The sequence below is a fragment of the Lysobacter soli genome (assembly GCF_009755585.1).
Lineage (GTDB): Bacteria > Pseudomonadota > Gammaproteobacteria > Xanthomonadales > Xanthomonadaceae > Lysobacter_J > Lysobacter_J soli.
Map to the genome: position 1 here is coordinate 1,410,270 of NZ_CP046603.1, position 25,782 is coordinate 1,436,051.

At 67.6% G+C, this 25,782-nt stretch carries 23 protein-coding genes, 1 tRNA gene and 1 pseudogene; 12 read left to right on the forward strand and 13 right to left on the reverse strand.

What is annotated here, in order from left to right:
- The first annotated feature begins 1 nt into the window (after position 1).
- From ispH to radA, 5 genes and pseudogenes are all read left to right on the forward strand, one after another.
- The gene (gene ispH, locus GOY17_RS06470; protein ID WP_157029758.1) at positions 2–952 is read left to right on the forward strand and encodes a 4-hydroxy-3-methylbut-2-enyl diphosphate reductase; all 951 of its coding nucleotides are present in this window, start codon (positions 2–4) and stop codon (positions 950–952) included.
- Between the two features lie 135 nt (positions 953–1,087).
- A tRNA-Thr gene (locus GOY17_RS06475) sits at positions 1,088–1,163 on the forward strand.
- A 128-nt stretch (positions 1,164–1,291) separates the two neighbouring features.
- A pseudogene (locus GOY17_RS06480) lies at positions 1,292–1,783 on the forward strand (pyridoxamine 5'-phosphate oxidase family protein); the annotation flags it as partial.
- A 400-nt stretch (positions 1,784–2,183) separates the two neighbouring features.
- The gene (locus GOY17_RS06485) at positions 2,184–2,471 is read left to right on the forward strand and encodes a hypothetical protein (RefSeq protein ID WP_147298541.1); all 288 of its coding nucleotides are present in this window, start codon (positions 2,184–2,186) and stop codon (positions 2,469–2,471) included.
- A gap of 78 nt (positions 2,472–2,549) precedes the next feature.
- A complete protein-coding gene (radA, locus tag GOY17_RS06490; protein ID WP_157029760.1) occupies positions 2,550–3,950 on the forward strand; it encodes a DNA repair protein RadA in 1,401 nt (466 codons plus the stop codon).
- Between the two features lie 4 nt (positions 3,951–3,954).
- Here radA and GOY17_RS06495 read toward each other — a convergent pair whose 3' ends face one another.
- The 9 genes from GOY17_RS06495 to GOY17_RS06535 all read right to left on the reverse strand — a co-directional run bounded on the left by GOY17_RS06495 (position 3,955) and on the right by GOY17_RS06535 (position 12,803).
- A complete protein-coding gene (locus GOY17_RS06495; RefSeq protein WP_198173830.1) occupies positions 3,955–4,209 on the reverse strand; it encodes a hypothetical protein in 255 nt (84 codons plus the stop codon).
- Between the two features lie 70 nt (positions 4,210–4,279).
- Positions 4,280–4,726, reverse strand: a complete 447-nt coding sequence (locus tag GOY17_RS06500) for a hypothetical protein (RefSeq protein WP_157029762.1) — start codon at positions 4,724–4,726, stop codon at positions 4,280–4,282.
- A 50-nt stretch (positions 4,727–4,776) separates the two neighbouring features.
- Positions 4,777–5,628 (reverse strand): formyltetrahydrofolate deformylase, encoded by an 852-nt coding sequence (purU, locus tag GOY17_RS06505; protein ID WP_157029763.1) that lies wholly within the window; start codon positions 5,626–5,628, stop codon positions 4,777–4,779.
- Between the two features lie 122 nt (positions 5,629–5,750).
- Entirely contained in the window at positions 5,751–7,310 is a 1,560-nt protein-coding gene (locus tag GOY17_RS06510) for a DHA2 family efflux MFS transporter permease subunit (protein WP_232338590.1), read from the reverse strand.
- A 248-nt stretch (positions 7,311–7,558) separates the two neighbouring features.
- Positions 7,559–8,758, reverse strand: a complete 1,200-nt coding sequence (locus GOY17_RS06515; RefSeq protein ID WP_157029765.1) for an HlyD family secretion protein — start codon at positions 8,756–8,758, stop codon at positions 7,559–7,561.
- Positions 8,755–10,242, reverse strand: coding sequence for an efflux transporter outer membrane subunit (locus tag GOY17_RS06520; protein WP_425482301.1), 1,488 nt, complete (start codon positions 10,240–10,242; stop codon positions 8,755–8,757). Before GOY17_RS06520 ends, GOY17_RS06515 begins: the two co-directional genes overlap by 4 nt.
- A 35-nt stretch (positions 10,243–10,277) precedes the next feature.
- Positions 10,278–10,736: a MarR family winged helix-turn-helix transcriptional regulator gene (locus tag GOY17_RS06525; RefSeq protein ID WP_115840767.1), complete on the reverse strand. Its 459-nt coding sequence runs from the start codon at positions 10,734–10,736 to the stop codon at positions 10,278–10,280.
- A 75-nt stretch (positions 10,737–10,811) separates the two neighbouring features.
- The gene (locus tag GOY17_RS06530) at positions 10,812–11,951 is read right to left on the reverse strand and encodes an acyltransferase family protein (RefSeq protein ID WP_157029767.1); all 1,140 of its coding nucleotides are present in this window, start codon (positions 11,949–11,951) and stop codon (positions 10,812–10,814) included.
- 60 nt (positions 11,952–12,011) lie between these two features.
- Positions 12,012–12,803 (reverse strand): cytochrome C assembly family protein, encoded by a 792-nt coding sequence (locus tag GOY17_RS06535; RefSeq protein ID WP_157029768.1) that lies wholly within the window; start codon positions 12,801–12,803, stop codon positions 12,012–12,014.
- A gap of 118 nt (positions 12,804–12,921) precedes the next feature.
- Between GOY17_RS06535 and ffh the strand changes: the two genes are divergently transcribed.
- The 6 genes from ffh to GOY17_RS18745 all read left to right on the forward strand — a co-directional run bounded on the left by ffh (position 12,922) and on the right by GOY17_RS18745 (position 17,799).
- Positions 12,922–14,289: a signal recognition particle protein gene (ffh, locus tag GOY17_RS06540; protein ID WP_157029769.1), complete on the forward strand. Its 1,368-nt coding sequence runs from the start codon at positions 12,922–12,924 to the stop codon at positions 14,287–14,289.
- 225 nt (positions 14,290–14,514) lie between these two features.
- Positions 14,515–14,772, forward strand: a complete 258-nt coding sequence (rpsP, locus tag GOY17_RS06545) for a 30S ribosomal protein S16 (RefSeq protein ID WP_115840765.1) — start codon at positions 14,515–14,517, stop codon at positions 14,770–14,772.
- Between the two features lie 35 nt (positions 14,773–14,807).
- Positions 14,808–15,347: a ribosome maturation factor RimM gene (gene rimM, locus GOY17_RS06550; protein ID WP_157029770.1), complete on the forward strand. Its 540-nt coding sequence runs from the start codon at positions 14,808–14,810 to the stop codon at positions 15,345–15,347.
- 8 nt (positions 15,348–15,355) lie between these two features.
- The gene (trmD, locus tag GOY17_RS06555) at positions 15,356–16,150 is read left to right on the forward strand and encodes a tRNA (guanosine(37)-N1)-methyltransferase TrmD (protein ID WP_157029771.1); all 795 of its coding nucleotides are present in this window, start codon (positions 15,356–15,358) and stop codon (positions 16,148–16,150) included.
- A gap of 115 nt (positions 16,151–16,265) precedes the next feature.
- Positions 16,266–16,661: a 50S ribosomal protein L19 gene (gene rplS, locus GOY17_RS06560; protein WP_115840762.1), complete on the forward strand. Its 396-nt coding sequence runs from the start codon at positions 16,266–16,268 to the stop codon at positions 16,659–16,661.
- Positions 16,662–16,827: 166 nt separating this feature from the next.
- A complete protein-coding gene (locus tag GOY17_RS18745; RefSeq protein ID WP_198173831.1) occupies positions 16,828–17,799 on the forward strand; it encodes a Mut7-C RNAse domain-containing protein in 972 nt (323 codons plus the stop codon).
- Positions 17,800–17,803: 4 nt separating this feature from the next.
- Here GOY17_RS18745 and GOY17_RS06575 read toward each other — a convergent pair whose 3' ends face one another.
- Positions 17,804–19,270, reverse strand: a complete 1,467-nt coding sequence (locus GOY17_RS06575; protein ID WP_157029772.1) for an MATE family efflux transporter — start codon at positions 19,268–19,270, stop codon at positions 17,804–17,806.
- Positions 19,271–19,450: 180 nt separating this feature from the next.
- Between GOY17_RS06575 and GOY17_RS06580 the strand changes: the two genes are divergently transcribed.
- The gene (locus GOY17_RS06580) at positions 19,451–19,837 is read left to right on the forward strand and encodes an Hsp15 family ribosome-associated heat shock protein (RefSeq protein ID WP_115841030.1); all 387 of its coding nucleotides are present in this window, start codon (positions 19,451–19,453) and stop codon (positions 19,835–19,837) included.
- 25 nt (positions 19,838–19,862) lie between these two features.
- On the opposite strand, the gene GOY17_RS06585 is transcribed toward GOY17_RS06580, so the two are convergent.
- From GOY17_RS06585 to mutS, 3 genes are all read right to left on the reverse strand, one after another.
- Entirely contained in the window at positions 19,863–20,480 is a 618-nt protein-coding gene (locus GOY17_RS06585; RefSeq protein ID WP_157029773.1) for a DUF937 domain-containing protein, read from the reverse strand.
- A gap of 121 nt (positions 20,481–20,601) precedes the next feature.
- Complete coding sequence (gene katG / locus GOY17_RS06590; protein WP_157029774.1) at positions 20,602–22,776, reverse strand: catalase/peroxidase HPI; 2,175 nt, start codon at positions 22,774–22,776, stop codon at positions 20,602–20,604.
- 350 nt (positions 22,777–23,126) lie between these two features.
- Positions 23,127–25,703: a DNA mismatch repair protein MutS gene (gene mutS, locus GOY17_RS06595; RefSeq protein WP_198173833.1), complete on the reverse strand. Its 2,577-nt coding sequence runs from the start codon at positions 25,701–25,703 to the stop codon at positions 23,127–23,129.
- Positions 25,704–25,782: the final 79 nt, after the last annotated feature.

Genomic DNA, 25,782 nt, shown 5'->3' on the forward strand with positions numbered 1-25,782 from the left:
CATGGACGTCCTGCTCGCCAATCCCCGCGGTTTCTGTGCCGGTGTCGACCGCGCCATCGAGATCGTCAAGCGCGCCATCGAGACCCTCGGTGCGCCGATCTACGTGCGCCACGAAGTGGTGCACAACCGCTTCGTGGTGGACGACCTGAAGCATCGCGGCGCGATCTTCGTCGAGGAGCTCGACGAGGTGCCCGACAACGCGACGGTGATCTTCAGCGCGCACGGCGTCGCCCGTGCGGTGCGGATGGAAGCCGAGCGTCGCGGGTTGAAAGTGTTCGACGCGACCTGTCCGCTCGTGACCAAGGTGCACCTGGAAGTCGCCCGCCAGTGCCGCGCCGGTCGCGACGTGATCCTGATCGGCCACGAAGGCCATCCGGAAGTGGAGGGCACGATGGGACAGTGGCGCCGCGAGGCCGGCGCCGGTCGCATCTACCTGGTCGAGGACAGCGAGGACGTCGCCGCACTGACGATCGACCAGCCGGAGAACGTGGCCTACACCACGCAGACGACGCTGTCGGTGGACGACACCCGCACCGTCATCGAAGCCTTGCGCGCGAAGTTCCCGGCCATCCAGGGCCCGAAGAACGACGACATCTGCTACGCCACGCAGAACCGTCAGGACGCCGTGCGCGAACTGGCCGCGCGCTGCGACCTGGTGCTGGTGGTCGGCTCGATCAACAGCTCCAATTCCAACCGCCTGCGCGAGCTGGCCGAGCGCGAAGGCGTGGAGGCCTACCTCATCGACGGCGCGATCGAGATCGATCCGAAGTGGGTCGCCGGTCGCCAGCGCGTCGGCGTCACGGCCGGAGCGTCGGCGCCGGAGGTACTCGTGCGCGGCGTGATCGACCGCCTGCGCGAGCTGGGCGCGATGCATGTGTCGGACCTGGAGGGCGAGCCGGAGAACATGGTCTTCGCGCTGCCCAAGGAACTGCGCCTGCAACTGGTCGACTGACCGACCGGATCGGCAGCCCCGGCTTCAACCGGCAATTGACCCGGTACCGGGGCAGCGCCTAGAATTCCCGTCTTCGCGGAGAGCGCTCCGCGGCACGGCCCGAGCGGCCCGCCCACGCGCTTCGCAGCACCATCCGCCGGAATAGCTCAGTTGGTAGAGCGGCGCATTCGTAATGCGTAGGTCGTAGGTTCGATTCCTATTTCCGGCACCAGTTTATTTTTTTGAGCCCCGCTTCGGCGGGGCTTCTTTTTTGGCGCCTGCTCGAACGTGACGCGTGCCCTTCACGCGTGCTCCGCGCTGACGATGGAACAGTCGCCACTTTCCCTGCGGAGTGGAACGATGGCCGGCATCGACAGGAACGTGAAGCGCATCGGCGAGCTGCTGAAGAAGATCGACATCGCCATGCTGACGACGACGGGTGCGGGTGGCTTCCTGATGAGCCGGCCGCTGTCCACGCAGGACGCGCGGTTCGACGGTCGGCGCGTGTGGTTCTTCACCGAGACCGACAGCCCGAAGGTGGCGGAGATCCGCCGCAACCCGAAGGTCAATCTCGCTTACGCGAGCAAGGGCAAGAACGTCTACATCTCGATGACCGGCACCGCGCGCGTGAACCGTGACCGCGAAATGATCGAGGAGCTGTGGAACGACGCGATGAAGGCGTTCTTCCCCAAGGGCAAGAACGATCCGAACCTCACGCTGCTCGAAGTGGACGTGCACTCGGTCGAATACTGGGACGGCCCGGGTTCCTGGATCGGCAAGGCGGTGAGTTTCATCATCGCGCGCGTGACGAAGAAGGAAGAGGTGATGGGCGAGAACCGCATCGTCGACCTCAGCGCGAAGCGTCCGCGCAAGCGTCTGCCGCCGTCGCATGCGAACGCGCGGACCGGTGCGAAATCTGCTGCGGCGAAGGCGCCGCAGAAGACCGCGAAGAAGGCGGCGAAGAAGGCCGCCGCCAAGCGCGCAAGCACCGCGAAGAAGGCGACCGTCAAGCGCGCCGGCGCGACCGGCAAGACGACGAAGCGCACCCGCGCGGCGAGTTGAGAGGCAGCCAGGCCCCCGCGCGCGCCTGCCGATCGCGGCGCGCGTCGGTGATGCACAACGCACCTGAATTTCCTTTCACGTCCGTTCGATGAACGATTCATCTACCGGCAATCTGATGTTCACCGTTCTTTAGCGCGCGCATCGCCAACATGCCGCCAGTTTTTCGACAGGGGCATGAAAGGTGTCGAACATGCAGGTCAATGTCTTCGTGGTAGGACAGAACGAAGGATTCGTGGTCGCGCCGTGTGGCGCGCCACTTCCCGGCGACGAGATGGACGCGCTGGGCGAAGTACGGTTCGGATGGTCGGTGGACAGCGACCATGTCGTGCCGAAGCTGGACTGGATGGGGATCGTCAAGGACATCGACGCGCGTGGCTACAGCATCGTGCCGCACGGCGACGTCGGCGGGCTGCTCGGCCTGCCGCAGCATGAACTGAACGCCGTCTACCCGGAGCGTCACATCCGCTACGCCGCGTAAGCCGCAACCGCCCGCGTCTCGCCTTGCGCGACGCGGGCCGGGTAGAGTGCCGGCAGTCCCATCGCCGCGCCCCCCTCCATGTCGAAAGTCGCCAAATCCTCCAAGGCCCGCACCGCCTACGTGTGTTCCGAATGCGGTGCCGACCACAACAAGTGGCAGGGTCAGTGCGGTGAATGCGGCGGCTGGAACACGCTGAGCGAATTCGTCGTCGAACCCGCCGCCAAGGCGGGCGCGAGCGTCGCCGCGAGCCGTCGCGGCAGCTGGGCGGGCAGGGCCGACGCGCCGGCCGTCACCGCGCTGGCCGACGTGCGCCACACCGAGGAAGACCGCGTCAGCACCGGCATCGGTGAGTTCGACCGCGTGCTCGGCGGCGGCCTGGTGCATGGCTCGGTGGTGCTGGTGGGCGGCGATCCGGGCATCGGCAAGTCCACGCTGCTGCTGCAGGCGATCAGCAAGATGGCTGGCACGTTGCCGGGCCTGTACGTCACCGGCGAGGAATCGCTGGCGCAGGTCGCCGGTCGCGCTTCACGCCTGGGCGTGCCGGTCGATGGCGTCCATGCGCTGGCCGAAACCGGCGTCGAGCGCGTGCTCGAACACGCGGCGAAGATGCGCCCGGGCCTGATCGTCGCCGACTCCGTGCAGACGTTGTGGACGGAAGAACTCAGCGCGGCACCGGGCTCGGTGAGCCAGGTGCGCGAAAGTGCCGCGCGCCTGGTGCGCTTCGCGAAGGAAACCGGCACCGCGGTGTTCCTCGTCGGCCACGTCACCAAGGAAGGCGGCATCGCCGGGCCGCGCGTGCTCGAACACATGGTCGACGCGGTGCTGTATTTCGAAGGCGAAAGCGGCAGCCGCTTCCGCGTGCTGCGGGCGTTCAAGAACCGCTTCGGCGCGGTGAACGAACTGGGCGTGTTCGCGATGGGCGAGAAGGGCCTGCGCGAAGTGCCCAATCCGTCGGCGATCTTCCTCTCGGGCAGCGAGCGCCCGCAGCCAGGCAGCTGCGTGATGGTCACGCGCGAGGGCACGCGACCGCTGCTGGTCGAAGTGCAGGCGCTGGTCGATGCCTCGCCGCTGTCGAATCCGCGCCGTGTCGCCGTCGGCATGGAAGGCAACCGCCTCGCGATGCTGCTGGCGGTGCTGCATCGCCACGGCGGCATCGGCGTGGGCGATCAGGACGTGTTCGTGAATGTCGTCGGCGGCATCCGCGTGCAGGAAACCGCGGCAGACCTTCCGGTGCTGCTGGCCGTGCTCTCCTCGCTGCGTGACCGCCCGCTGTCTGAGCAGACGATCGCGTTCGGCGAAGTCGGTCTGTCGGGCGAGATCCGCCCGGTCCCCAACGGCGAGGAGCGTTTGAAGGAAGCCGCCACGCATGGCTTCAAGCGCGCGATCGTCCCGAAGTCGAACGCGCCGCGCAGCGGGCGCATCGGCGAGATGGAAGTGATCGCGGTGGAGCGGCTGGCGGATGCGCTGGAGCGGGCTTGACGCTCTACTCGCGGCTCGCGCTGCGCTTGCGTCTCCATAGCCAGATCACGATCGCGACGTAGGTCACCACGACGCCCAGCACCGTGAGTTGCAACGCCGTCACGCGGCCGAGCTGCTCACCCGTTTCTTGCAGGTATTGCAGCGTCTGGTCCGGCGTGCAGGTTCTGCCGCGATCCGGAGCGCTGCGTCCGCACACGCGCATCAGCGCGAGGACGCCGATCAGCGCGATGAGCAGCATGCTTCCGAGCGCGTTCCACACGACCCTCATCGGTGCGCCCCCCTGCCAACGGCATGACCGAAGTGTACGACCGCGCCGGAAACGAGGGAATTCAGGCCTCGATCGCACCGCCGAACGCCAGCATCTGCGCACGCGCATCGTCGGTGAGCGCTGCCCGCATGCGCGCCTCGTCGATGACGCGCACCACCCAGCGCGCGGACAGGTCCGACGCGCGCGCATCCAGCGTGCAGACGGCGAGGAAGTAGCTCGGCCCCGGGCCGGCGGCGTACCAGAGCGAATCGAAATGCGCGGGCCCGGCCCGGGTGCGCACGTCCGGATCGTCCGCGTCCAGCTGGTAGGCGATCTTCACCACGGTGAGCGCTTCGCCCGGGAGCGGGCCGGCGGGCGTGGGGAACGACAGCGCGTCGAAGGCCGCCTGCAGGCGCATCGCTTCGCGCTGCACGGTGAGGCGATGCCAGAGCACGAGCCAGCCCACGAGAACCGTCGACACCATGACGGTTCCCAGCCAGATCACGATGATCCATCGCGCCGCGCCCATGGCCGCACCTTACGCGCGGGATGTGTGCGCGTGGCGAACACGCATTCAGTTCACACCGCGAACACCACCGTGCGATGGCCGTTGAGCAGGATGCGGTCGTCGAGCCAGTAACGCAGCGCCTGCGCGAGCACGCGCCGTTCGATGTCGCGGCCGATGCGGATGAGGTCGTCGGGCGTGTCGTGATGGCTCACGCGCTGCGTGTCCTGTTCGATGATCGGGCCTTCGTCGAGGTCCGCGGTGACGAAGTGCGCCGTCGCGCCGATCAGCTTCACCCCGCGCGCGTGCGCCTGGTGGTACGGCCGCGCGCCCTTGAAGCCCGGCAGGAACGAGTGGTGGATGTTGATGCAGCGCCCGGCGAGCGTGCGCGCCAGCTCCGCCGACAGCACCTGCATGTAGCGCGCGAGCACGACCAGCTCGGTGCCAGTTTCCTCGATCAATGCGGCGAGCGCGGCTTCCTGCTCGTGCTTGCGGCCCTTCTCGACGGGAAGGTGATGGAACGGGATGCCGTCGAAATCCAGGTGCCGGTACGTGTCGCGCGGATGGTTGGCGACCACGGCGGTGATCGCCATCGGCAATTCGCCGATGCGCCAGCGGTACAGGACGTCGGCGAGGCAGTGGTCGAACTTCGATGCCAGCAACATCACGCGGCGCGGTTCACCGCGATCGCGCAGCGACCATTCCATGCGGAACGCGCGTGCGAGCGTGTCGAAGCCGGCGCGCACCTGCGCCAGCGATTCCGGCGCGAGCGCGAACACGGTGCGCATGAAGAAGCGGTCGGTTTCGCGATCGTTGTACTGCTGCGCTTCGAGGATGTTGCCCTCGTACCGCAGCAGGTGGCCGGTGACCGCGTTGACGATGCCCGGACGATCCGGGCAGGAGAGGGTAAGGACGTAGTGGGGCATCGGGGCATCGGCGCGATCCGTTGCCCGTTAGAACGCACTGCGCGCGTGCAGGCGGCCCCGGAAAGGGAAAGGGCCGGTTTCCCGGCCCCTTCCTGCTTGCATGCATTCGACGCAGCGTGCCGTCAGTGACCGCCCGCCGCTGCGCCGCCGCCCATCTTCGCCGTGAACGGCGGCTTGGCGAACCACACGAACACGATCACCACCAGGAACAGGATGCCCAGCAGGTGGAAGATCTCGTTGAAGCCGATCTGCACCGCCTGCTGCGAGATCATCTGGTTGAGCACCAGCGCGCCGCGTTGCACGTCGCCCTGGCCCAGCGAGGTCACCGTCTGCTGCATCGCCGGATCGTAGGCGCTGATGTTCTCGGTCAGTCGCGCGTGGTGGATCGTGCTGCGCTGGTTCCAGGCCCACGTCGTCAGCGAGGCCGCGAAACTGCCGCCCAGCGTGCGCACGAAGGTCGCAAGACCGGAACCGGCGGCGATCTCGTGCGGTTCCAGGTCCGACAGCAATATCGTCAGCACCGGCATGAAGAACAGCGCCACGCCCAGGCCTTGCCACAGCTGCACTTCGGCCACGCGCGCGAAGTCCACGTCGAGCGTGAATCCGGAGCGGTAGAAGCTGGTGGCCGCCATCACCACGAAGGCGAACGTCGCCAGCATGCGAAGGTCGAACTTCGATGCGTACTTGCCTACCAGCGGCGTGAGCAGGACGGGCAGGATGCCGATGGGCGCACTGGCGAAACCCGCCCATATCGACGTATAGCCGAGGTTGCGCTGCAACCACAGCGGCACGAGCAGGCCGACGCTGAAGAACGCCGAGTACGCCATCACCATCGCCGCGGTGCCGCTGGCGAAGTTGCGGTGGCGGAACAGGCGCAGGTTGACGATCGGATCCTTCTCGGTGAGTTCCCAGATGACGAACACCGCAAGCGCGGCCACCGCGATGACCGTCAGCCACACGATCTTGGTCGAGTTGAACCAGTCTTCGTCGTTGCCCAGGTCGAGCATGATCTGCAGCGCGCCCACGCCCAGCACCAGCGTGGCCAGGCCGATGTAATCCATCTTCGGACGTTCAAGGCGTTCCGGACGGCCCTTCAGCTGCCGTCCGACGACGATGCTGGCGAAGATGCCGATGGGAACGTTGATGAAGAAGATCCACTCCCAGCTGTAGTTGTCGGTGATCCAGCCACCGAGGATCGGGCCCGCGATGGGTGCCACGACGGTCACCATCGCCAGCAGCGCGATCGCCTGCCCGCGTTTCTGCGGTGGATAGATCGAGATCAGCAGCGCCTGCGTGACCGGATACATCGGGCCGGCGACGAAGCCCTGCAGCGCACGCGCGGCGACCAGCAGGCCCATCGAGTTGGCCAGGCCGCACAGCAGCGAGGCGATCACGAAGGCGAGCGTCGCCCACGTGAACAGCTTGCGTTCGCCGAAGCGGCGCGTGAGGAAGCCCGTGAGCGGCAGCGCGATGGCGTTGCTCACCGCAAAGGACGTGATGACCCACGTCGCCTGGTTCGCGCTCGCGCCGAGGTTGCCGGAGATGGTCGGCAGCGAGACGTTGGCGATGGTGGTGTCGAGCACCTGCATGAACGACGCCAGCGCCAGGCCGACGGTCGTCAACGCGATGTTGGGCGGACGGAAGGCGGACCTGGGCGGCTCCGGCGTGACCGGCAGGCCCATTTCCTCTTCCTGTTGCGCGATGGTGGACATGGCGTCGTCCGAGGTGTGCGACGCGACATTGAGGTCGCGTCGTGGGAAGAAGGGCCGTCATTCCCGCGATGGCGGGAATCCTGCGACGTTCGGGGGAGGGATCGGTCTACAGGCCCCCGCATTCGCGGGGATGACGGCAAAGACGTGAATCATGGAGCGGTGTCGCGTTGCGTCGAAGCGTTCGCTCCGACGCGTTCGTTACAGGCGGTACGCGCGCCTCAACCGTGGCGCGTGCCCGGCAGGTTCTCGCGGATGACCTTGTCGATCAGCGCGTTCGCATCGTTGAGCTGTTTCTCGTACGCGGCCGTGGTGAACAGCGGCTTGTCGTCCTTGCGCGGCGCGGCGAGCACCGGGCCGTCCTGGTCGCGCACGGTGACGTCCACCGCCATGCTCAGGCCCAGGCGCAGCGGATGTTCGGCCAACTGCTTCGGCTCGACTTCGATGCGCACCGGCACGCGCTGCACGATCTTGATCCAGTTGCCGCTGGCGTTCTGCGCCGGCAGCAGCGAGAACGCGCTGCCCGTGCCCATGCCGAGCGCGGCGATCCGGGCGTCGTATTCGACGTCGCCGCCGTACAGGTCGGCGTGCACCTTCACCGGCTGGCCGATGCGCATCTTCGCCAGCTGCGTTTCCTTGAAGTTCGCCTCGACCCACAGCTGTTCCAGCGGGACGATGGTCATCAGGTTCACGCCCGGCTGCACGCGCTGGCCCAGCTGCACCTGGCGCTTGGCGACGTAACCCGACACCGGCGCGACGATGGCCGTGCGCTGCAGGTTGAGGTACGCCTGGCGCAGCTGCGATGCGGCCGCGGCGACCTGCGGCTGCGTGCCGACGTCGGTCGCGTCCACCAGCGCGCGATTGCGCGACAGGTTGCCGCTGGATGCACGCAGGCCGGCTTCGAGCACGGCCAGTTCGTTGCGTGCGTGGGCGAGTTCTTCGGCCGACACCGCACCGTTGCCGACGAGGCCTTCGCGACGCTTCAGGTCGGCGCGCGCTCGCGCGACCTGCGCCTGCCGTGCCGCGAGATCGGCGGCGCCGGCATCCACCGCGCTGTAGAGACCGCGCACCTGGCGCACCGTGTTGGCGAGATTGGCGACGGCCTGGTCGTAGGCGACCTGCGCATCGTTCGGGTCCAGATGCACGAGCGGCTGGCCGGCTTCGACCTTCATGCCGTCGTCGGCGTCGATGCTCACCACCGTGCCCTGCGTCTGCGGGACGATGCTGACCACGTTGCCCTGCACATACGCGTCATCGGTGTCTTCGTGGAAGCGCGCGACGGTGAGGTAGTACGTCGTCCAGCCGATGCCGGCCAGCACCGCGACGGCGGCGAGGATCGTCAGCGCCTTCCTGCGCTTGCCGTTGGACTGCGGCGCGGGCGTGGCCGCGGCCTTCGCGTTCGGATTGGGTTCGGTGGTCATGGCGTGGAGGCCTTGGCGATGTCGGATTCGGAAGTCGTCGGGGAGGTCAGGACCAAGCCGCCGCCGAGCGCGCGGTCGAGGTCGATGGAAGCGGCCAGCCGCTGCGCGCGAAGCACGGTGAGCTGGCGATCGCTGTCGAGCAGCGGACGCTGCGCGGCCAGTACGTCGAGCTGCGTGCCCAGGCCCGCCTTGTAGCGCTGCGTGGCGATGTCCCACGCACTGCGCGCGGCATCGCGCGCTCGCGTCGCCGAGGCGATCTGCGCATCGAGCGAGCGCGCCGAATGCACGGCATCGGCGACTTCGCGCAGCGCGGCGACCAGCGACTGGTTGTAGTTCGCCACGGCGAGGTCGTAGCTCGCATCGCTGCTGGCGAGGTTGTTGCGCAGGCGACCGCCGTCGAAGATCGGCAGGTTCAGCGCCGCGCCACCGAGCAATTGCAGTGCATCGCCGCTGAAGATGTCGCCCAGGTCGCCGGCACCGACGGCCAGTGCGGGCAAGGCGACGAGGTTGATGCTCGGATAGAACGCGGCCTTGCTCGCCTTGATGCCGTGCTGCGCGGCTTCCACGCGCCACCGTGCGGCGACGACGTCGGGACGATGGCCGAGCAGTTCGCTGGGCAGCACTGACGGCACGCTCGGCGTGGACGCCTGCAGGATCGTCGGGCGCGCGATATCGCGACCGCGGTCCGGACCCTTGCCCAGCAGCGCGGCGAGCGCGTTGCGCGTGACTTCGATCTCGTGTTCGCTCGCCTGGATCTGCTGCTGCGCGCTCGCCACTGCGCTTTCGGCGTTGTGGATCTGCAACTGGTTGTCGAGGCCGGCGGCGACGCGCTGGCGGCCAAGGTCGAGCAGTCCGCTAGCGCGCTGGAAGTCGGCCTTCGCCACGTCGTTCGCATCGAACGCCTGCGCGAGCGAGACGTAGGCACGCGCGATGTTCGACGACAGCGTCAGCCGGGCGGCCTGCGCTTCGATTTCCGCCGCATGCGTCTGCCCGACGGCGGCCAGCCACTTGGCTTTCTCGCCGCCCCACAGATCGAACGTGTAGTTGAACGTCAGGCCCAGCATGGCGATGTCCGTGTAGGACCCGCCGAGCGGCGGCGCCGCGAGGGTTTCGGGTAGCTGCACGCCGACGTACTGCGCGCTGCCGCTGAGCGTGGGCTTGCGCGCCGCATCGGCCAGGCCCGCCTGCGCGACGGCCTGGCGAACGCGCGCGTCGGCGGCGGCGAGGCTCGGCGTGCCCTGCAGGGCTTCGGCGATCAGCGAATCGAGCTGCGCATCGCCGAGCGAGGTCCACCAGTCCTGCGTGGGAAACGCCGCCGGAGACACGGTCGCATCGGACAGAGAGCGTTGCGTCTGCAGGCTGTCGGCATCGAGCAGCTGGCCCTCCGGCGCGAGGCCGCGCGAACTCGCGCAGCCGGCCAGAACCAGCACGCTCGCCAGCGCGACCGCCAGCGTCGACGTCGCCTGCAGGGACACGGGCTTCAGCCCGCGGAGCGGGCGAGGAAAGGAATGGGCCATGGTCAGGTGTCGGAAAGGGAAAGGTTGTCGCGGACCTGTTCGAGCATCCGCGTGAGCTGCTCGCGTTCGGCGTCGCTCATGCCGTGCATCGCGCGCTCGCGCACGCGCTGGCCGCACTGGTTCACGTCGAGCCACATCGCGCGGCCGGCTTCGGTGAGCTGGATGTTCACCGCGCGGCGATCGGCCGGATCGGCCTCACGCGCGAGCAGGCCTCGGGCTTCGAGCTTGTCGAGCAGGCGGGTCATCGCGCCGGGATTGAGCTCGGCGGCGCGGGCAAGGTCGGTGACGCCGTGCGGCCCGTCGGACAGCTTCTTCAGCGCGATGTACTGGCTGAAGGTGAGCTCATGGCCGGCGGCGGCCAGTTCGTGCTCCATGCGCGACCACATGGCGTCGCGGACCTGCCGGAAAAGCAGGCCGAGCGTCGAGCCGCTGCAGGGGGCGAGGGAACGGGATGCGGACATGCGGCGCATCTTCTTCGCCCGGGCAATATTTGTCAATGCAAATATTGTTTCAGCAATGGAAACCGGCCGGCTTGACTACGGATCGCTGGGGGCGACCGCCAATGGTGTCCCTCGCGTGGAACGGAGGCGATCCACGAAGCGCTTTCCCAACCGGATACCTGGCTTCTCCACAAACCTGAACGAAACCCCCGCGAGCGGAAGCGTCGCGGCAAGCGTCAACGCGGCGCAGGCCAAGTACGAGACGGAGGCGCTCCCGATCGCCTCCTCGACGCGGCGAAATACCGGGATCAGGGCTGCCACTACGATCGGGTGACCCAGGTACACCGAGTAGCTGATCGTTCCGAGGTAGCGCGTCGCGCGGTTGACCAGGACCCGCCACGGAGCCATCGCAAGGGCCAACAGGAGCATCGCGTAGATCGCGCCCATCGCGATCCAGGTTTCCATCGATCCCACGAACCCGCTTCGCAGGGCCAACGCCAGGCAGGCTCCCGCGATCGCGCTTGCGCCCACGAAGGCCAGGGCCGCAAGCGCCTTGCCCCTCTCCGCCAGATGCTGCAGCGGGCCATACAGGTGGTACGAAAGGATCCCCAACGCAAACACGGGCAGGTGCCGCAGCAGGCCGAACGGCCCGATCAGGCGTTCCTGGAGCTCTCCGGTGAGTCCGTGCTGCACGGCCAGCGCGAGCGCGGTGGATGCGACGCACAGGACGAGCGCACTGAACGCGTTTCGTATGGACGCGAAGAACAGCGGAAATACCGCATAGAAGAGCATCTCGACGCCGACCGCCCAGCTGGCCCAGACGATTCCTTCCTGCCACCCGTCGAACAGGTTGAAGGTGAACGTGAGGTTGGCGGCGGTCTCTCCGATGCCGTGGCCGGCATTCGCGCCACGGCCGTCGCGCCACAGCGAGAACGCGAGCAGGACGAAGAACAGCGGAGCGATGCGAAACACGCGGTGCGTGTAGAACGAGACGAGCGGCAGCCCCGAGTTCTGGTGGCGCGGCATCGTGTAGCACAGGGAGAACGCGCTGATCACGAAGAAGAGCGCCACGCCTGAACCACCCAGGGAGACGATCGGACCAAGGATCGGACCGGCATGCAGCGGCGGGGCGGGCATCGCGAGGATGTGGTACAGCACCACGTAAATCGCGGCGAGCCCACGAAGCGAATCGAGGAACGTGAGGCGATCGGGAGTCACGCGGGCTTGCTTGTCCATAAGCGGGGATGGCTTGTCGTTGGGATGCGACGCATGTGTCCTGGCGTCGACAGCAGGGCCTTATGCCGGGCGGCGAAGGACGAGTTCGAGGACGAACTTGCTGCCGAAGAAGGCCAGGATCAGCAGCGCCATCGCCGTAAGCGTCCAGCGGACGGCGACCGCCCCGCGCCAGCCGTAGCGCCAGCGACCGGCCAGCAGGCCGCCGAACAGCAGCCACGACAGGACGCTGAGCACGGTCTTGTGCACCAGGTGCTGGGCGAAAAGGTTTTCCACGAACAGCAGGCCCGTCAGCAAGGTCGCGGTGAGCAGCGCGAATCCGACCGCGATGGTCCGGAACAGCAGGGTTTCCAGTTCGACCAGCGGGGGCAGGGCACGCAGCCAGCGATGGAATTCGCGCCGACGCAGTGCGCGCTCCTGCGCCCACAGCATCACCGCCAGCAAGGCGGCGATCGCCAGCGTCGCGTAGGCGAGCAGCGCCATCCACGCGTGGAGTTGCAGGCGCCAGTCCAGGCGCTCGCCCAGCACGTGGCCGTGGTGGTGGTAACCGAACAGCGCCAGCGCGGCGATCGGGAACACGATCACGCCCAGGGCCGCCATCCGCCCGCCCGCGCCGACCAGCGCGGTGAGCGCCGCCATGCCCAGCGCGACCAGCGAGAGCGCCGCGTAGAAGTGCATGTCCGCGCCGCCGCTGGCGTGCCAGGCGAGCAGATGCGCGAGCGCGTGCAGCGCCACCCCGCCCACCGCCGGCAGCAGCCACAGGCGCGACGGGCGCGTCGGTTCCTGCCGCACACCGCCGATGAGCAGGGCGGTCGCGACCAGGTACAGGGCGATGGCGATGAGAACGATTGTCATCGAGGCAGTGTCGCACAGCGGCGAGACGAACCGCATGGGGCCGGTTGCGCACCGGGTCGCAGTTGTCGAAGGGCTATACTTCGCCCCCCGTTTTCTGCTTCGACCAGGTCGCGTCCGCATGTTCGAATCCCTGACCCAGCGCCTTTCCGGCACCATCGAGCGCCTGCGCGGCCGCGGCCGCCTGACCGAAGAGAACATCCGCGAGTCGCTGCGCGAGGTGCGCATCGCCCTGCTGGAGGCCGACGTCGCGCTGCCGGTGGTGCAGGCGCTGATCGAGCGCATCAAGGTGCGTGCGGTCGGCCAGGAGGTGCTGAAGTCGCTCACGCCGGGCCAGGCGCTGATCAAGGTCGTGCGCGACGAAATGACGGCCGTCATGGGTTCGCAGGCTGCCGACCTGAACCTCAATGTGCCGGCGCCGGCGGTCATCCTGATGGCCGGCCTGCAGGGCGCGGGCAAGACGACCACCGTCGGCAAGCTCGCCAAGCACCTGAAGGAAAAGCGCAAGAAGAAGGTGATGGTGGTGTCCGCCGACGTGTACCGCCCGGCGGCGATCGAGCAGCTCAAGACGCTCGCGCAGCAGGTCGACGTGCTGTTCTTCCCGTCGAGCGCGGACCAGAAGCCCGAAGCGATCGTGAAGGCCGCCATCGACGACGCGAAGAAGTCCTTCGTCGACGTCCTGCTGGTCGACACCGCCGGCCGCACCAGCATCGACGAAGCCATGATGGCCGAGATCAAGGCGCTGCACGCCGCGGTCAATCCGGTCGAGACGCTGTTCGTCGTCGACTCGATGACCGGCCAGGACGCGGCCGTTACCGCCAAGCATTTCGGCGAGGCGCTGCCGTTGACCGGCGTGGTGCTCACCAAGACCGACGGCGACGCCCGCGGTGGCGCGGCGCTGAGCGTGCGCTACATCACCCAGCGCCCGATCAAGTTCATCGGCGTGGGCGAGAAGCCCGACGGCCTGGACGTCTTCCATCCCGACCGCATCGCCAGCCGCATCCTCGACATGGGCGATGTGCTGTCGCTGGTCGAGCAGGTCGAATCGCAGGTCGACAAGGACAAGGCGCAGAAACTCGCCGAGAAGGTCGCAAAGGGCAAGAAGTTCGACCTGAACGACATGAAGGACCAGCTCGAGCAGATGCAGAACATGGGCGGCATCCACGGCCTGATGGACAAGCTGCCGGGCATGGGCCAGATCCCCGATTCGGTGAAGAACCAGGTCACCGGCAAGGAAGTGCCGCGCATGGTCGCGATCATCAATTCGATGACCAGGAAGGAGCGTCGCAACCCGGGCCTGCTGAACGGCTCGCGCCGCGCCCGCATCGCCAAGGGCGCCGGCCTGACCCCGGCCGACGTCAACAAGCTGATGAAGCAGTACCAGCAGATGGAAAAGATGATGTCCAAGCTGGCCGGCGGCGGCATGAAGGGCCTGATGCGCGGCATGAAGGGCATGATGGGTGCCCGGGGCGGGATGCCGTTCCGGTAAGTTCCGGGCCTCGCCCGGAACTCCCAGGGTTTGCCTCGCAAACCCTGGGCCCCAACCAGTGCGCCTCCACACCCCGCCCATCCGCACCTGCGGTGCGGACCGCCCCCTAACTTAGGGGCTTGGGGAGGGCTGTATTGATGGGGTTTCCCCATCCTGATCAATGCCTTATACTTGCGGGCTTACCCTGCCATTCCGGCAGCTGGGCAACACAGGAACTACCGAACCATGGTCAAGATTCGTCTCGCTCGCGGCGGCGCCAAGAAGCGTCCCTTCTACCACGTCATCGTCACCGACAGCCGCAACGCCCGTGACGGCCGCAACATCGAGCGCGTGGGCTTCTACAACCCGGTCGCCCAAGGCGCCGAGAAGCGCGTGGAGCTCAACGTCGAGCGCGTGCAGCACTGGATCAAGAACGGCGCGCAGCTGACCGACAAGGTCGCCGTGCTGTACAAGGAAGCGGCCAAGGCCGCGACCGCCGCCTGATCCGCGGGCCGCGCTTCGTGCGCGGCCAGATCGATATGACGGGCGCCTCCTCGGAGCGCACCGGATCCCAAGAGCGCCGGATCCTGTTAGGCAGGATTTCCGGCGCTTTTGGCATCAGGGGCGAAGCAAAACTGGAATCCTGGACGGAACCGCGCGACGCGATCTTCCGCTACCAGCCCTGGATCCTGCGCGACGCGCAGGGCAACGAGACCGAAGTGCGTGGCGTGCGCGGCAAGCAGAGCGGCAAGTTCACCGTCGCCAGCTTCCCGCACGTCACCGATCGCGACGCCATCGAGGCGATGCGCAACACCGAAATCTACGTGCCGCGGTCGGCGCTCCCGCCGCCGAGCGAGGGCGAGTACTACTGGGTCGACCTCGAAGGCCTGCGCGTGGTCACGATCGAAGGCGTCGCGCTCGGCACCATCTCGCACCTGTTTTCCACGGGTGCCAACGACGTGCTGGTCGCGCGCGACGACGAGCGCGAACGCATGATTCCCTTCGTCCAGCCGCAGTACGTCACGTCGGTGGATTTCGACGCCGGCGTGGTGACGGTGGACTGGGATCCGGACTTCTGAAAGCCGCCATGCGCATCGACATCGTCAGCCTGTTCCCGGACTTCGTCGCGCAATGCGCGGCGTTCGGCGTGGTCGGGCGCGCGGTCGAGCGCGGGCTGCTGTCGGTGCACGGCTTCAATCCACGCGATTACGCGGAAGGGAATTACCGCCGCGTCGACGATCGCCCCTTCGGCGGCGGTCCCGGCATGGTGATGCTGGTCGACCCGCTCCGCGCGAGCCTGCGTGCCGCGCGCGAAGCCGACCCGGCGCCGGCGAAGGTCGTCTACATGAGCCCGCAAGGCGCGCCGCTGACGCAGGCCAAGGTGCGTGAACTCGCCGGCCGCGAGCGCCTCATCCTGCTGTGCGGACGCTACGAAGGCATCGACGAGCGGCTGATCCGGGCCGAGGTCGACGAGGAAATCTCCATCGGCGACTACGTGCTGTCCGGCGGCGAACTGGCCGCGGCGGTGATCGTGGACGCCGTCGCCCGGTTGCGCGAGGGCGTGCTGGGCGACGCCGAATCCGCGGTGCAGGACAGCTTCGAGGACGGCCTGCTGGACTGCCCGCATTACACCCGGCCGGTCGAACATGAATTCGGCACGGTTCCCGAGGTGCTGATGTCGGGCAACCACGCCGAAATCGCCAAGTGGCGCCGGATGCAGTCGCTGGGCCGGACTTGGCAGCGCCGGCCGGACCTGCTGGACGAGGCGGCGCTGTCGAAAGCCGACCGCAAGCTCCTGGCTGCCTACCGGGCCGCGCTGGAGGCCGAAGGGGCCGGGCAGACGCCCCGGGACCCCGTCCAGAACGCCCCCGGAACGCTGTAACCCCTAGCCACGCAAGAAAAAAAGCCGCTATAATCCGCGGCTTCCATTCGCTCCACCCATGCCAGACGCGGGTCCACGTGCACTCGCGCTACAACGACTCCAACAGGCCAAAGCCATGAACAAGCCCTCCATCCACACGCTCCTCCAGACCTTCGAAGCCGAGCAGATCCAGCGCCAGCTTCCTTCCTTCAGCCAGGGCGACACCGTCGTCGTCAACGTGAAGGTCAAGGAAGGCAACCGCGAGCGCGTCCAGGCCTACGAAGGCGTGGTCATCGGCATCAAGAACGCCGGCCTGAACTCGTCGTTCACCGTGCGCAAGATCTCGCACGGCTACGGCGTCGAGCGCGTGTTTCAGACCCACAGCGCCACCATCGCCTCGGTCGACGTGAAGCGTCGCGGCAAGGTGCGCGCGGGCAAGCTGTACTACCTGCGTGGTCTGCAGGGCAAGAAGGCGCGCATCAAGGAAGACCTGGCCGCCTACGCCAAGACCGACGCCAAGTCCGCCGAGTAATCCTCGCGCGACGGGCCCAGCGCCCGCGTCGAACCAGCGGCCGCCTCCGGGCGGCCGTTGTCGTTTCCGGCCTTCGAAACCGGGCGCAACGCTTCTTCCCGCGATGCCCACGCGCGTCGGCGTAGCGTTCGCGATGCGATCGCGTGATCGCGCGACGGATGCCGACGTGGCCAGCCTGCTTCATCGCAGTCCGCAATCGACGTGCGAGTTCCGCTTCTACGAGGAGCTCGGCGATTTCCTCGCGCCCGCGCGGCGCAAGCGCAGTTTCGTGCACGCCTTCGACGGCACGCCGTCGGTGAAGGACCGCATCGAATCGCTCGGCGTGCCGCACACCGAGGTCGACCTGATCCTGGTCGATGGCGAGCCGGTTCCGTTCTCGCATCGCCTCACCGGCGGCGAACGCGTCGCGGTGTATCCGATGTTCGAGCGCTTCGAGCTGGGCGAAGCCAACCGCCTGCGTCCCGCGCCGCTGCGCGAGCCGCGGTTCGTGCTCGACGTGCACCTCGGGCGCCTGGCGTCGTACCTGCGGCTGCTCGGCTTCGATACGCTGTATCGCAACGACTACGAGGACGACGAACTCGAGCGCATTTCGCGCGCGCAGCATCGCATCCTGCTCAGCCGCGATACCGGGCTGCTCAAACGTTCGGCCGTCACGCATGGCGCGTTCCTGCATGCGACCGATCCGCGCCGCCAGTTGCGCGAAGTGCTCGACCGTTTCCAGCTCGACTCACGCGTCGCGCCGTTCACGCGTTGCGCGCGCTGCAACGGGAAGGTGGAAGCGCTGGATATGATGTCGATGGCGCAGCCGCCAGACGAACACGATCCCGATCGCGACCACCCCGACGAACGCGATCCGCCGCCGGGTGAGCCCGAGCACCGCGATCCCGATCCGGGCGAACCGGAGCGCCGCGATCCCGGACGCGCGCCGCCGACGGGCGATCCCGTTTCACCGCCGGATATTCGCGATCCCACGCCTCCGAAGCCCGAAAAACAAGGGCGCAACGACGTGCCAGCGAACGTGCTCTCCGGCCACGGCGCCACGCTCAGCCGATGCGGCGACTGCGGACAGATCTACTGGCCCGGCAGCCACCTCGCGCGCCTGCGCCAGCGTCTGGCCGAAGTCGGGGTGTCGATCTGACGACTCAACGCGCCAGCGCGTCGTCCGGTTCCGCACTCGGATCGGCGACGGGCGAGGGCGGCGTTGCCGGAACTTCCGCCGGCGACGCGACTTCGTGGCGATCCGGCACGAGCATCCGCGCCTTACGCCATCCGCCGAAGCGGTAGTACGCGAGCGCCATCACCATCGAGCACAGGGCGCTGATCGGGAAGCTCCACCAGATCGCATCCACGCCGATGCGCGGCTGCATGAAATCGGCGAACGGCACGCGGATGCCCCACAGCGCGATCACCAGGATGATCAGTGGCGGTACGACCGCGCCGGTCGAACGCACGACGCCCGACACCACGAACGTCACGCCGAAGAAGAGGAACGACGACACCGCGATGTGGTTGAGATGGCGCGCGACCTCGAGCGCGTTGCTGCCGTCGGGCAGGAACAGCGACAGCGTCCAGCGATCGAACACGATCAGCGGCACGATCAGGGCGCCGGTCATCAGGAAGTTCATCAGCACGCCCGCGCGCGCGGTCGCCGACACGCGATCCCAGCGGTGCGCGCCGACGTTCTGCGCCGCCATCGACGAGCACGCCGCCCCTACCGCCATCGCCGGCATCTGCACGTAGGTCCAAAGCTGCAACGCGGCGCCATACGCGGCGGTGGTCTGCGTGCCGTGCTGGTTGACCATCGTCATCATGGCGATCATCGCCAGCGAGATCAGCACCATCTGCAGGCCCATCGGCACGCCCTTGACGATGAGCGATCGCAGGATCGTGCGGTCGATGATGAAGTAGCGCGCGTCCTGGCGACCGAGCCACAGCACGTGGCGCTTGTGGCGCAGGTAGAAGAGCAGGGCGATGAGCGTGGTGGTCTGCGCGACGAGCGTCGCCCATGCCGAGCCGGCGATGCCGAGCTTCGGGAACGGCCCCATGCCGAAGATCAGCACCGGATTGAGCACGATGTCGAGCAGCACCGCGACCAGCAGGAAGCGGAACGGCGTGCGCGCATCACCCGCGCCGCGCAAGGCGGCCGACAGGAACGCGAACGCGTATAGCGCCGGCATCGCGAGGAAGATCACGCGCAGGTAATCCTCGGCCAGGTGCAGCGAGGCTTCGGGCGTTCCCATCGCCGCGAGCAGGTGCCGCGAGAACCATTGGCCGCCCGCCGCGATGACGATCGACAGGCCGATGAAGAACGTCGCGCTGGTACCCATTACGCGGCGCGCCTGCGTCAGGTCGCGCGCGCCCATCGCCTGCGCGATCAGGATCGTCGCCGCCATGCCGATGCCGAACACCGAACCGATCAGGAAGAACATGATGTTGTTCGCGTTCGCCGTCGCCGTCAGGGCTTCCTCGCCGAGGAAGCGGCCGACCCAGACCGCGTTCACCGAGCCGTTCAGCGACTGGGCGATGTTGCCGGCGAGGATCGGCAGGGCGAAGGCGAACAGGTTGCGGCCGATGGGGCCTTCGGTGAGGTTATGCGAGGTGGGCGCCATGCGAGGGTGGGCTTCCGCGACGTGAAGAGGCGGCACGGTAGCACCGTCGATGAGAACGGCGCGCCATGTCCGACGCCACGCGCGGCGATGACACCGACCCTGCGATAATTGCTTACAGCCCGGGACCCCTTTGCCGGGCATTCACCGGACCGAGCAGTGAACGACGTACCCGATTCTTCCGTGCCTTCCGTTCGTCTGGACCTGTGGTTGTGGGCGGCACGCTTCTTCAAGACGCGATCGCTGGCCAAGCACGCGATCGACACCGGCAAGATCGAGATCGGCGGCCAGCGCGCCAAGCCGTCGCGCGCCGTGCGCGTGAACGATGCGCTACGCATCGTGCGCGGCGAGGAAATCTTCGAAGTCGACGTGCGCGGCCTGAGCGACACGCGCGGGCCGGCGAGCGTCGCGCAGACGCTGTATGCGGAAACCGAGGCCTCGCGCCAGGCGCGCGAAGCGGCGCGCGCGCTGCGCGTCGCCGAGCGCACCGGCTACCGTGCACCGGAAACCAAGCCAGACAAACGCGCGCGTCGCCTCATCCGCGCGTTGGGCGACATCGACGCGATGTAAGTCGCTAAGCGTTCTCGCGCGACGTTCAGCGCCGTCCGCCGCCCAGGAACGATCCGGCCAGTCCGATCAGATCGGAGAAATCCGTATCGCCGTCGCCATCGCGATCGAGCACGGCGCCCATCAGCGAACCGCCGACGCCGCCCTGCTGCGCGATGGACTGGCGCTCCTGGCCGAGCACGTCGCCCAGTTGCTGCGGCGATGCAGCCAGACCGGAGTCGCCCGCGTTGCCGGCGAACATGCGCTTGGCGAGGTAGGCCATCACCAGCGGTGCGAGCATCTGCAGCAGCGAACTCGCCTGGCCCTGTCCGAGGCCCGTCGCGGCGCCCAATCCCTGCGCGGCGTTCTGCTGGCGACCGCCGAGCACGTGACCGAGGATCGAACCGCCCTGGCCACCACCGCCGAGTACCGAGCCCAGGACGCTGCCGATATCGAGCCCGGCGTGATCGCGCTGCAACGCGCCGAACAGCGCTTCGGCACCCTGCGGCTGGCTCGCGTTGCGGCCAAGTGCGCCCAGCAGCAGCGGCAAGGCCGCCGACACGGCGTTCTCCGTCTGCGAAGGCGACAACCCGAGCTGGTTGCTGATGTCGGCCAGCGGTTGTCCCTGCAATTGGCCGAGCAGGTCGTTGGTCAGCGGCGTGTTCATGGCGACGACTCGATGTGGGGGCGTTGATGCTAGCGCCGCGACGTTCAGTCGTCGTGATAGCGTGAAACGAAAAAAGCCCGGCGGAATTCCGCCGGGCTTTGCTCGTCCATCGCGTTAGGCGTCAGGCTGCCAGATCGTAGCGGTCGAGGTTCATCACCTTCGTCCATGCGGCGACGAAATCGTCGACGAACTTGCGGCCGCAGCCCTTGGTTGCATACACCTCACCGTAGGCACGCAGCTGCGAGTGCGAGCCGAAGATGAGATCAACACGGGTGCCGGTCCACTTCTTCTCGCCGGTCTTGCGATCGAAGCCCTGGAACACGGCCTCGTTGTCGGTCGTCGACTTCCACTCCGTGTCCATGCTCAACAGGTTCACGAAGAAGTCGTTCGACAGCGTGCCGGGGCGATCGGTGAACACGCCGTGCGGCGTCTGGCCGAAGTTGGTGTCGAGCGCGCGCAGGCCACCCACGAGCACCGTCATTTCCGGTCCGGTCAGCGTAAGCAGCTGCGCCTTGTCGATGAGCTGCGATTCGGCCAACACCCCGGTCTTGTACTTGAGGTAATTGCGGAAGCCGTCGGCGTGCGGTTCGAGCACGGCGAAGGAGGCCACGTCGGTCTGTTCCTGCGTCGCATCGGTGCGGCCCGGCGCGAACGGCACGGTGACGTCGTGACCGGCGGCCTTCGCGCCCTTTTCAACGCCGGCGTTGCCGGCCAGCACGATGAGATCGGCCAGCGACACCTTCTTGCCGCCGCTGTTGAACTCGGACTGGATGCCTTCGAGCACGTTCAGCACCTTGGCCAGGCGCTCGGGCTGGTTGACCTCCCAGTCCTTCTGCGGCGCCAGGCGGATGCGCGCGCCGTTCGCGCCGCCGCGCTTGTCGGAGCCGCGGAACGTGGATGCCGACGCCCACGCGGTGGACACCAGCTCCGGCACGGTGAGGCCCGAGGCGAGGATCTTCTGCTTCAGCGCCTGCGCGTCCGCTTCGTCGATCAGCGGATGCTCGGCGGCCGGCACCGGGTCCTGCCAGATCAGTTCCTCGGCCGGCACTTCCGGACCGAGGTAGCGCGAACGCGGCCCCATGTCGCGATGCGTGAGCTTGAACCACGCGCGTGCGAAGGCGTCGGCGAATTCGTCCGGACGCTCCAGGAAACGTCGCGAGATCTTCTCGTACGCCGGGTCTTCACGCAGCGCGATGTCGGTGGTCAGCATCGCCGGGGCACGGCGCTTGTTCGGATCGTGCGCGTCCGGAACGGTGTTCGCGCCCGCGCCACCCTTGGGCTGCCACTGGTGCGCGCCGCCGGGGCTCTTGGTGAGTTCCCACTCGTAGCCGAACAGGTTCCACAGGAAATTGCTGCTCCAGCGCGTCGGCGAACTGGTCCAGGTCACTTCCAGGCCGCTGGTGATCGCATCGCCCGCGATGCCGGTGCCGTGCGTGCTGTGCCAACCCAGGCCCTGCGCGACGATGTCATCGCCCTCCGGATCGACGCCGACGCTCTTGGGATCACCCGCGCCGTGCGTCTTGCCGAAGGTGTGTCCACCTGCGATGAGCGCGACGGTCTCCTCGTCGTTCATCGCCATGCGCGCGAACGTCTCGCGGATGTCGTGCGCGGCGGCCTTCGGATCGGGATTGCCGTTCGGACCTTCGGGATTGACGTAGATCAGGCCCATCTGCACCGCGCCCAGCGGGTTGTCGAGTTGGCGTTCGCCCGAGTAGCGGCGATCGCCGAGCCACTCTTCCTCCTCGCCCCAGAACACGTCCAGGTCGGGTTCCCACACGTCCTCGCGACCGCCGGCAAAACCGAAGGTCTTGAAGCCCATCGTTTCCAGCGCGACGTTGCCGGTAAGGATCATCAGGTCGGCCCACGAGATCTGCTGGCCGTACTTCTGCTTGATCGGCCACAGCAGGCGACGCGCCTTGTCCAGGCTCACGTTGTCCGGCCAGCTGTTCAACGGTGCGAAGCGCTGCTGGCCGCGGCCGCCGCCGCCACGGCCGTCGAAGATGCGGTACGTGCCCGCGCTGTGCCAGGCCATGCGGATGAAGAGCGGGCCGTAGTGGCCGAAGTCCGCCGGCCACCACGGCTGCGAGTCGGTCATCAGGTCGGCGAGATCCTTCTTCAGGCCCTCGTAGTCGAGCTTCTTGAATTCTTCGGCGTAGTTGAAGTCCTTGCCCATCGGGTCGGACTTGGAAGAGTGGTAGTGGAGCAGGTCGACGCGGAGCTGGTTCGGCCACCAGTCCCGATTGGTGCGGCCGCCGCCGACGGTGTGTTTGAAAGGACACTTGGTTTCGAGGGACATCTGCTCTCTCCTGGGTTCGGGCCTGGGGTCGTGCGTCAAACGGCGAAGGTTCAACGAATGGCTGGGGCGAGCGCGTGCCGAAGCCTTCCCGCATTGCAACGCGGGTGCGTGACGTGCAACCCCTCGGCGACACCTTAGTGAGGTTGCGTGAGCAGATGAAATCGAATGAATCGAACGATCCGATACGCGCCGGCTATTGCGACGTGAGCGGAAAAACAAAAACGTAATGACGCCCGGCGGGCGGACGTCGGCGTCGCGTTCGAGCAGGGCACAAAGTTACACGGCGCCTTCCGGCGCCGCGTGGGTAGAGAGCAGTGCGCCGACGGACGGCGGGCGTTGTGCGCTCGCGATCAGCCCAGCGCCTTGAGGCGGTACAGCGCTTCCAGCGCCTGCTTCGGCGTGAGGTCGTCCGGATCGATCGAAGCCAGTGCGTCCAGCGCGGCGGAGGAGGGCGCAAACAGGCCGAATTGCTGCGGTGCATCCAACGCCACCGGCGCGAGCGACGGCGTGGGCGCGTCGCGGCTCTGTTGTTCCAGTTCCGCAAGGCGACCGCGCGCCTGCTGCACGACCGCCTTCGGCAACCCGGCCAGCGCGGCGACCTGCAGGCCGAAGCTGCGATCGGCCGGGCCGTCCTTCACCGCGTGCATGAAGACGAGCTGGTCGCCGTGTTCGACGGCATCCAGGTGCACGTTCGCGATGCCGCTGCCGGGTTCGGCCAGGCGCGTGAGTTCGAAGTAGTGCGTGGCGAACAGCGTGTAGGCGCGATTGTGGTGCGCGAGATGACGCGCGCACGCATCGGCCAGCGCAAGGCCGTCGTAGGTGGACGTGCCGCGGCCGATCTCGTCCATCAGCACCAGCGACTGGCTGGTCGCGTGATGCAGGATGTAGCTGGTCTCGCTCATTTCGACCATGAAGGTCGATTGCCCGCGCGCGAGGTCATCGCCCGCACCGATGCGCGTGAGGATGCGGTCGATCGGGCCGATCACCGCGCGCGAGGCGGGCACGAAACTTCCGATGTGCGCCAGCAGCACGATCAGCGCGTTCTGCCGCATGTAGGTGGACTTACCGCCCATGTTCGGGCCGGTGATCACCAGCATCCGGCGGCTTTCGTCGAGCACCAGGTCGTTGGGCTCGAACGGATCGTTACGCACGGCCTCGACGACCGGATGGCGCCCGCGTTCGATGCGGATGCCCGGCTCATCGACCAGTTGCGGCTGCGACCAGTCCAGCGACTGCGCGCGTTCGGCGAAACAGGCGAGCACGTCCAGTTCGGCCAGTGCCGCGGCGCAGCGCTTGAGCGGCTGCAGGCGCTCGTTCAGCGCATCGAGCAGCTGTTCGTACAGCAGGCGTTCGCGCGCGAGCGAGCGTTCGCGCGCGGAGAGCACCTTGTCCTCGAACTGCTTGAGTTCCTCGGTGATGTAACGCTCGGCGCCGGTCAGCGTCTGGCGCCGCGTGTAATGCGTCGGCGCCTTGTCGGACTGGCCCTTGCTGATCTCGATGTAGTAACCGTGGACACGGTTGTAGCCGACCTTCAGCGTCGCGATGCCCGTGGCGGCCTTCTCGCGTGCTTCCAGGTCGATGAGGAACTGGTCGGCGTTGGTCGACAGCGTACGAAGCTCGTCGAGTTCCGCGTCGTAGCGTTCGGCGAAGATGCCACCGTCGCGCGCCAGCACCGGCGGCTGTGGCACGATCGCCGATTTCAGCAGGTGCGCGTGGTCGTCGTGTTCGCCCAGTTCGGCGGCCAGTTCGGCCAGGCACGGCGAATCCAGCGGCGCGAGCAGCGTGCGGACGTCGGGCAGCATGTTGAGGCCATCGCGCAGCGTCGACAGATCGCGTGGGCGCGCGCTGCGCAGTGCGATGCGCGACAGGATGCGTTCCAGGTCGCCGAGCGCGCGGAAGCTTTCGCGCAACGTATCGCCACAGCGCGATTCGATCAGCGTCGCGACGGCCTGCTGGCGATGGCGCAGCACGCTGCGATCGCGCAGCGGACGATGCAGCCATCGGCGAAGCAGGCGGCCGCCCATCGGCGTGATCGTCGAATCCAGGATGCCGAGCAGCGTGTGGCGCGTGTCGCCGTCGACGCGCGTGTCGAGTTCCAGGTGACGACGCGTGGCGGCGTTCATCGCGATGGCGCCGTCACCGGATTCCACCGCGATCGACGTCAGGTGCGGCAACCGCTGCTTCTGCGTCTCCTCGACATAGCCCAGCAGTGCGGCCGCGGCGGCGGTGGACAGCGGCTTGTCTTCGAGGCCGAAGCCCGACAGGTCGTGCAGGTTGAAGAAGCGAAGCAACTGGCGACGGCCGCCGTCGGCATCGAACAGCCACGGCGCGCGGCGACGCACGCCGGTGCGTTCGGCGATCCAGGGCTGCCAGCCGTCTTCGTCGGCGATGAGCGTTTCGGCCGGTTCCAGGCGCGCGATTTCGGCTTCCAGCGCGTCTTCGTTCGCCACTTCATTGACGAGGAAGCGGCCGCCGGCCAGGTCCGCCCACGCGATGCCATAACCGTTCTTGCCGCGCGCGACGGCGAGCAGCAGCGTGTCGCGACGTTCGTTGAGCAGCGCTTCGTCGGTCACCGTGCCCGGCGTGACGATGCGCACCACCTTGCGTTCGACGATGCCCTTGGCGAGCGCGGGATCGCCGATCTGTTCGCAGATCGCCACCGATTCGCCCAGCGCCACCAGTCGTGCGAGATAGCCCTCGGCCGAATGGTGCGGCACGCCGGCCATCGGGATCGGCTGGCCGGCCGACTGGCCGCGCTGGGTGAGCGTGATGTCCAGCAACCGCGCAGCCTTGCGCGCGTCGTCGAAAAACAGCTCGTAGAAATCGCCCATGCGGAAGAACAGCAGCACGTCCGGGTGCTCCGCCTTCGCGGCGAAGAACTGCTTCATCAGGGGCGTGTGTTCCTGCGGCCGCTCGGCTTGGCTCATGGATCGGAAATCTGCTGCGTTGGACGGCGCCGGCGGCCCGGCGAGGGGGCACTAGGCTAGCAGCCGCGGGCGTCGTTGG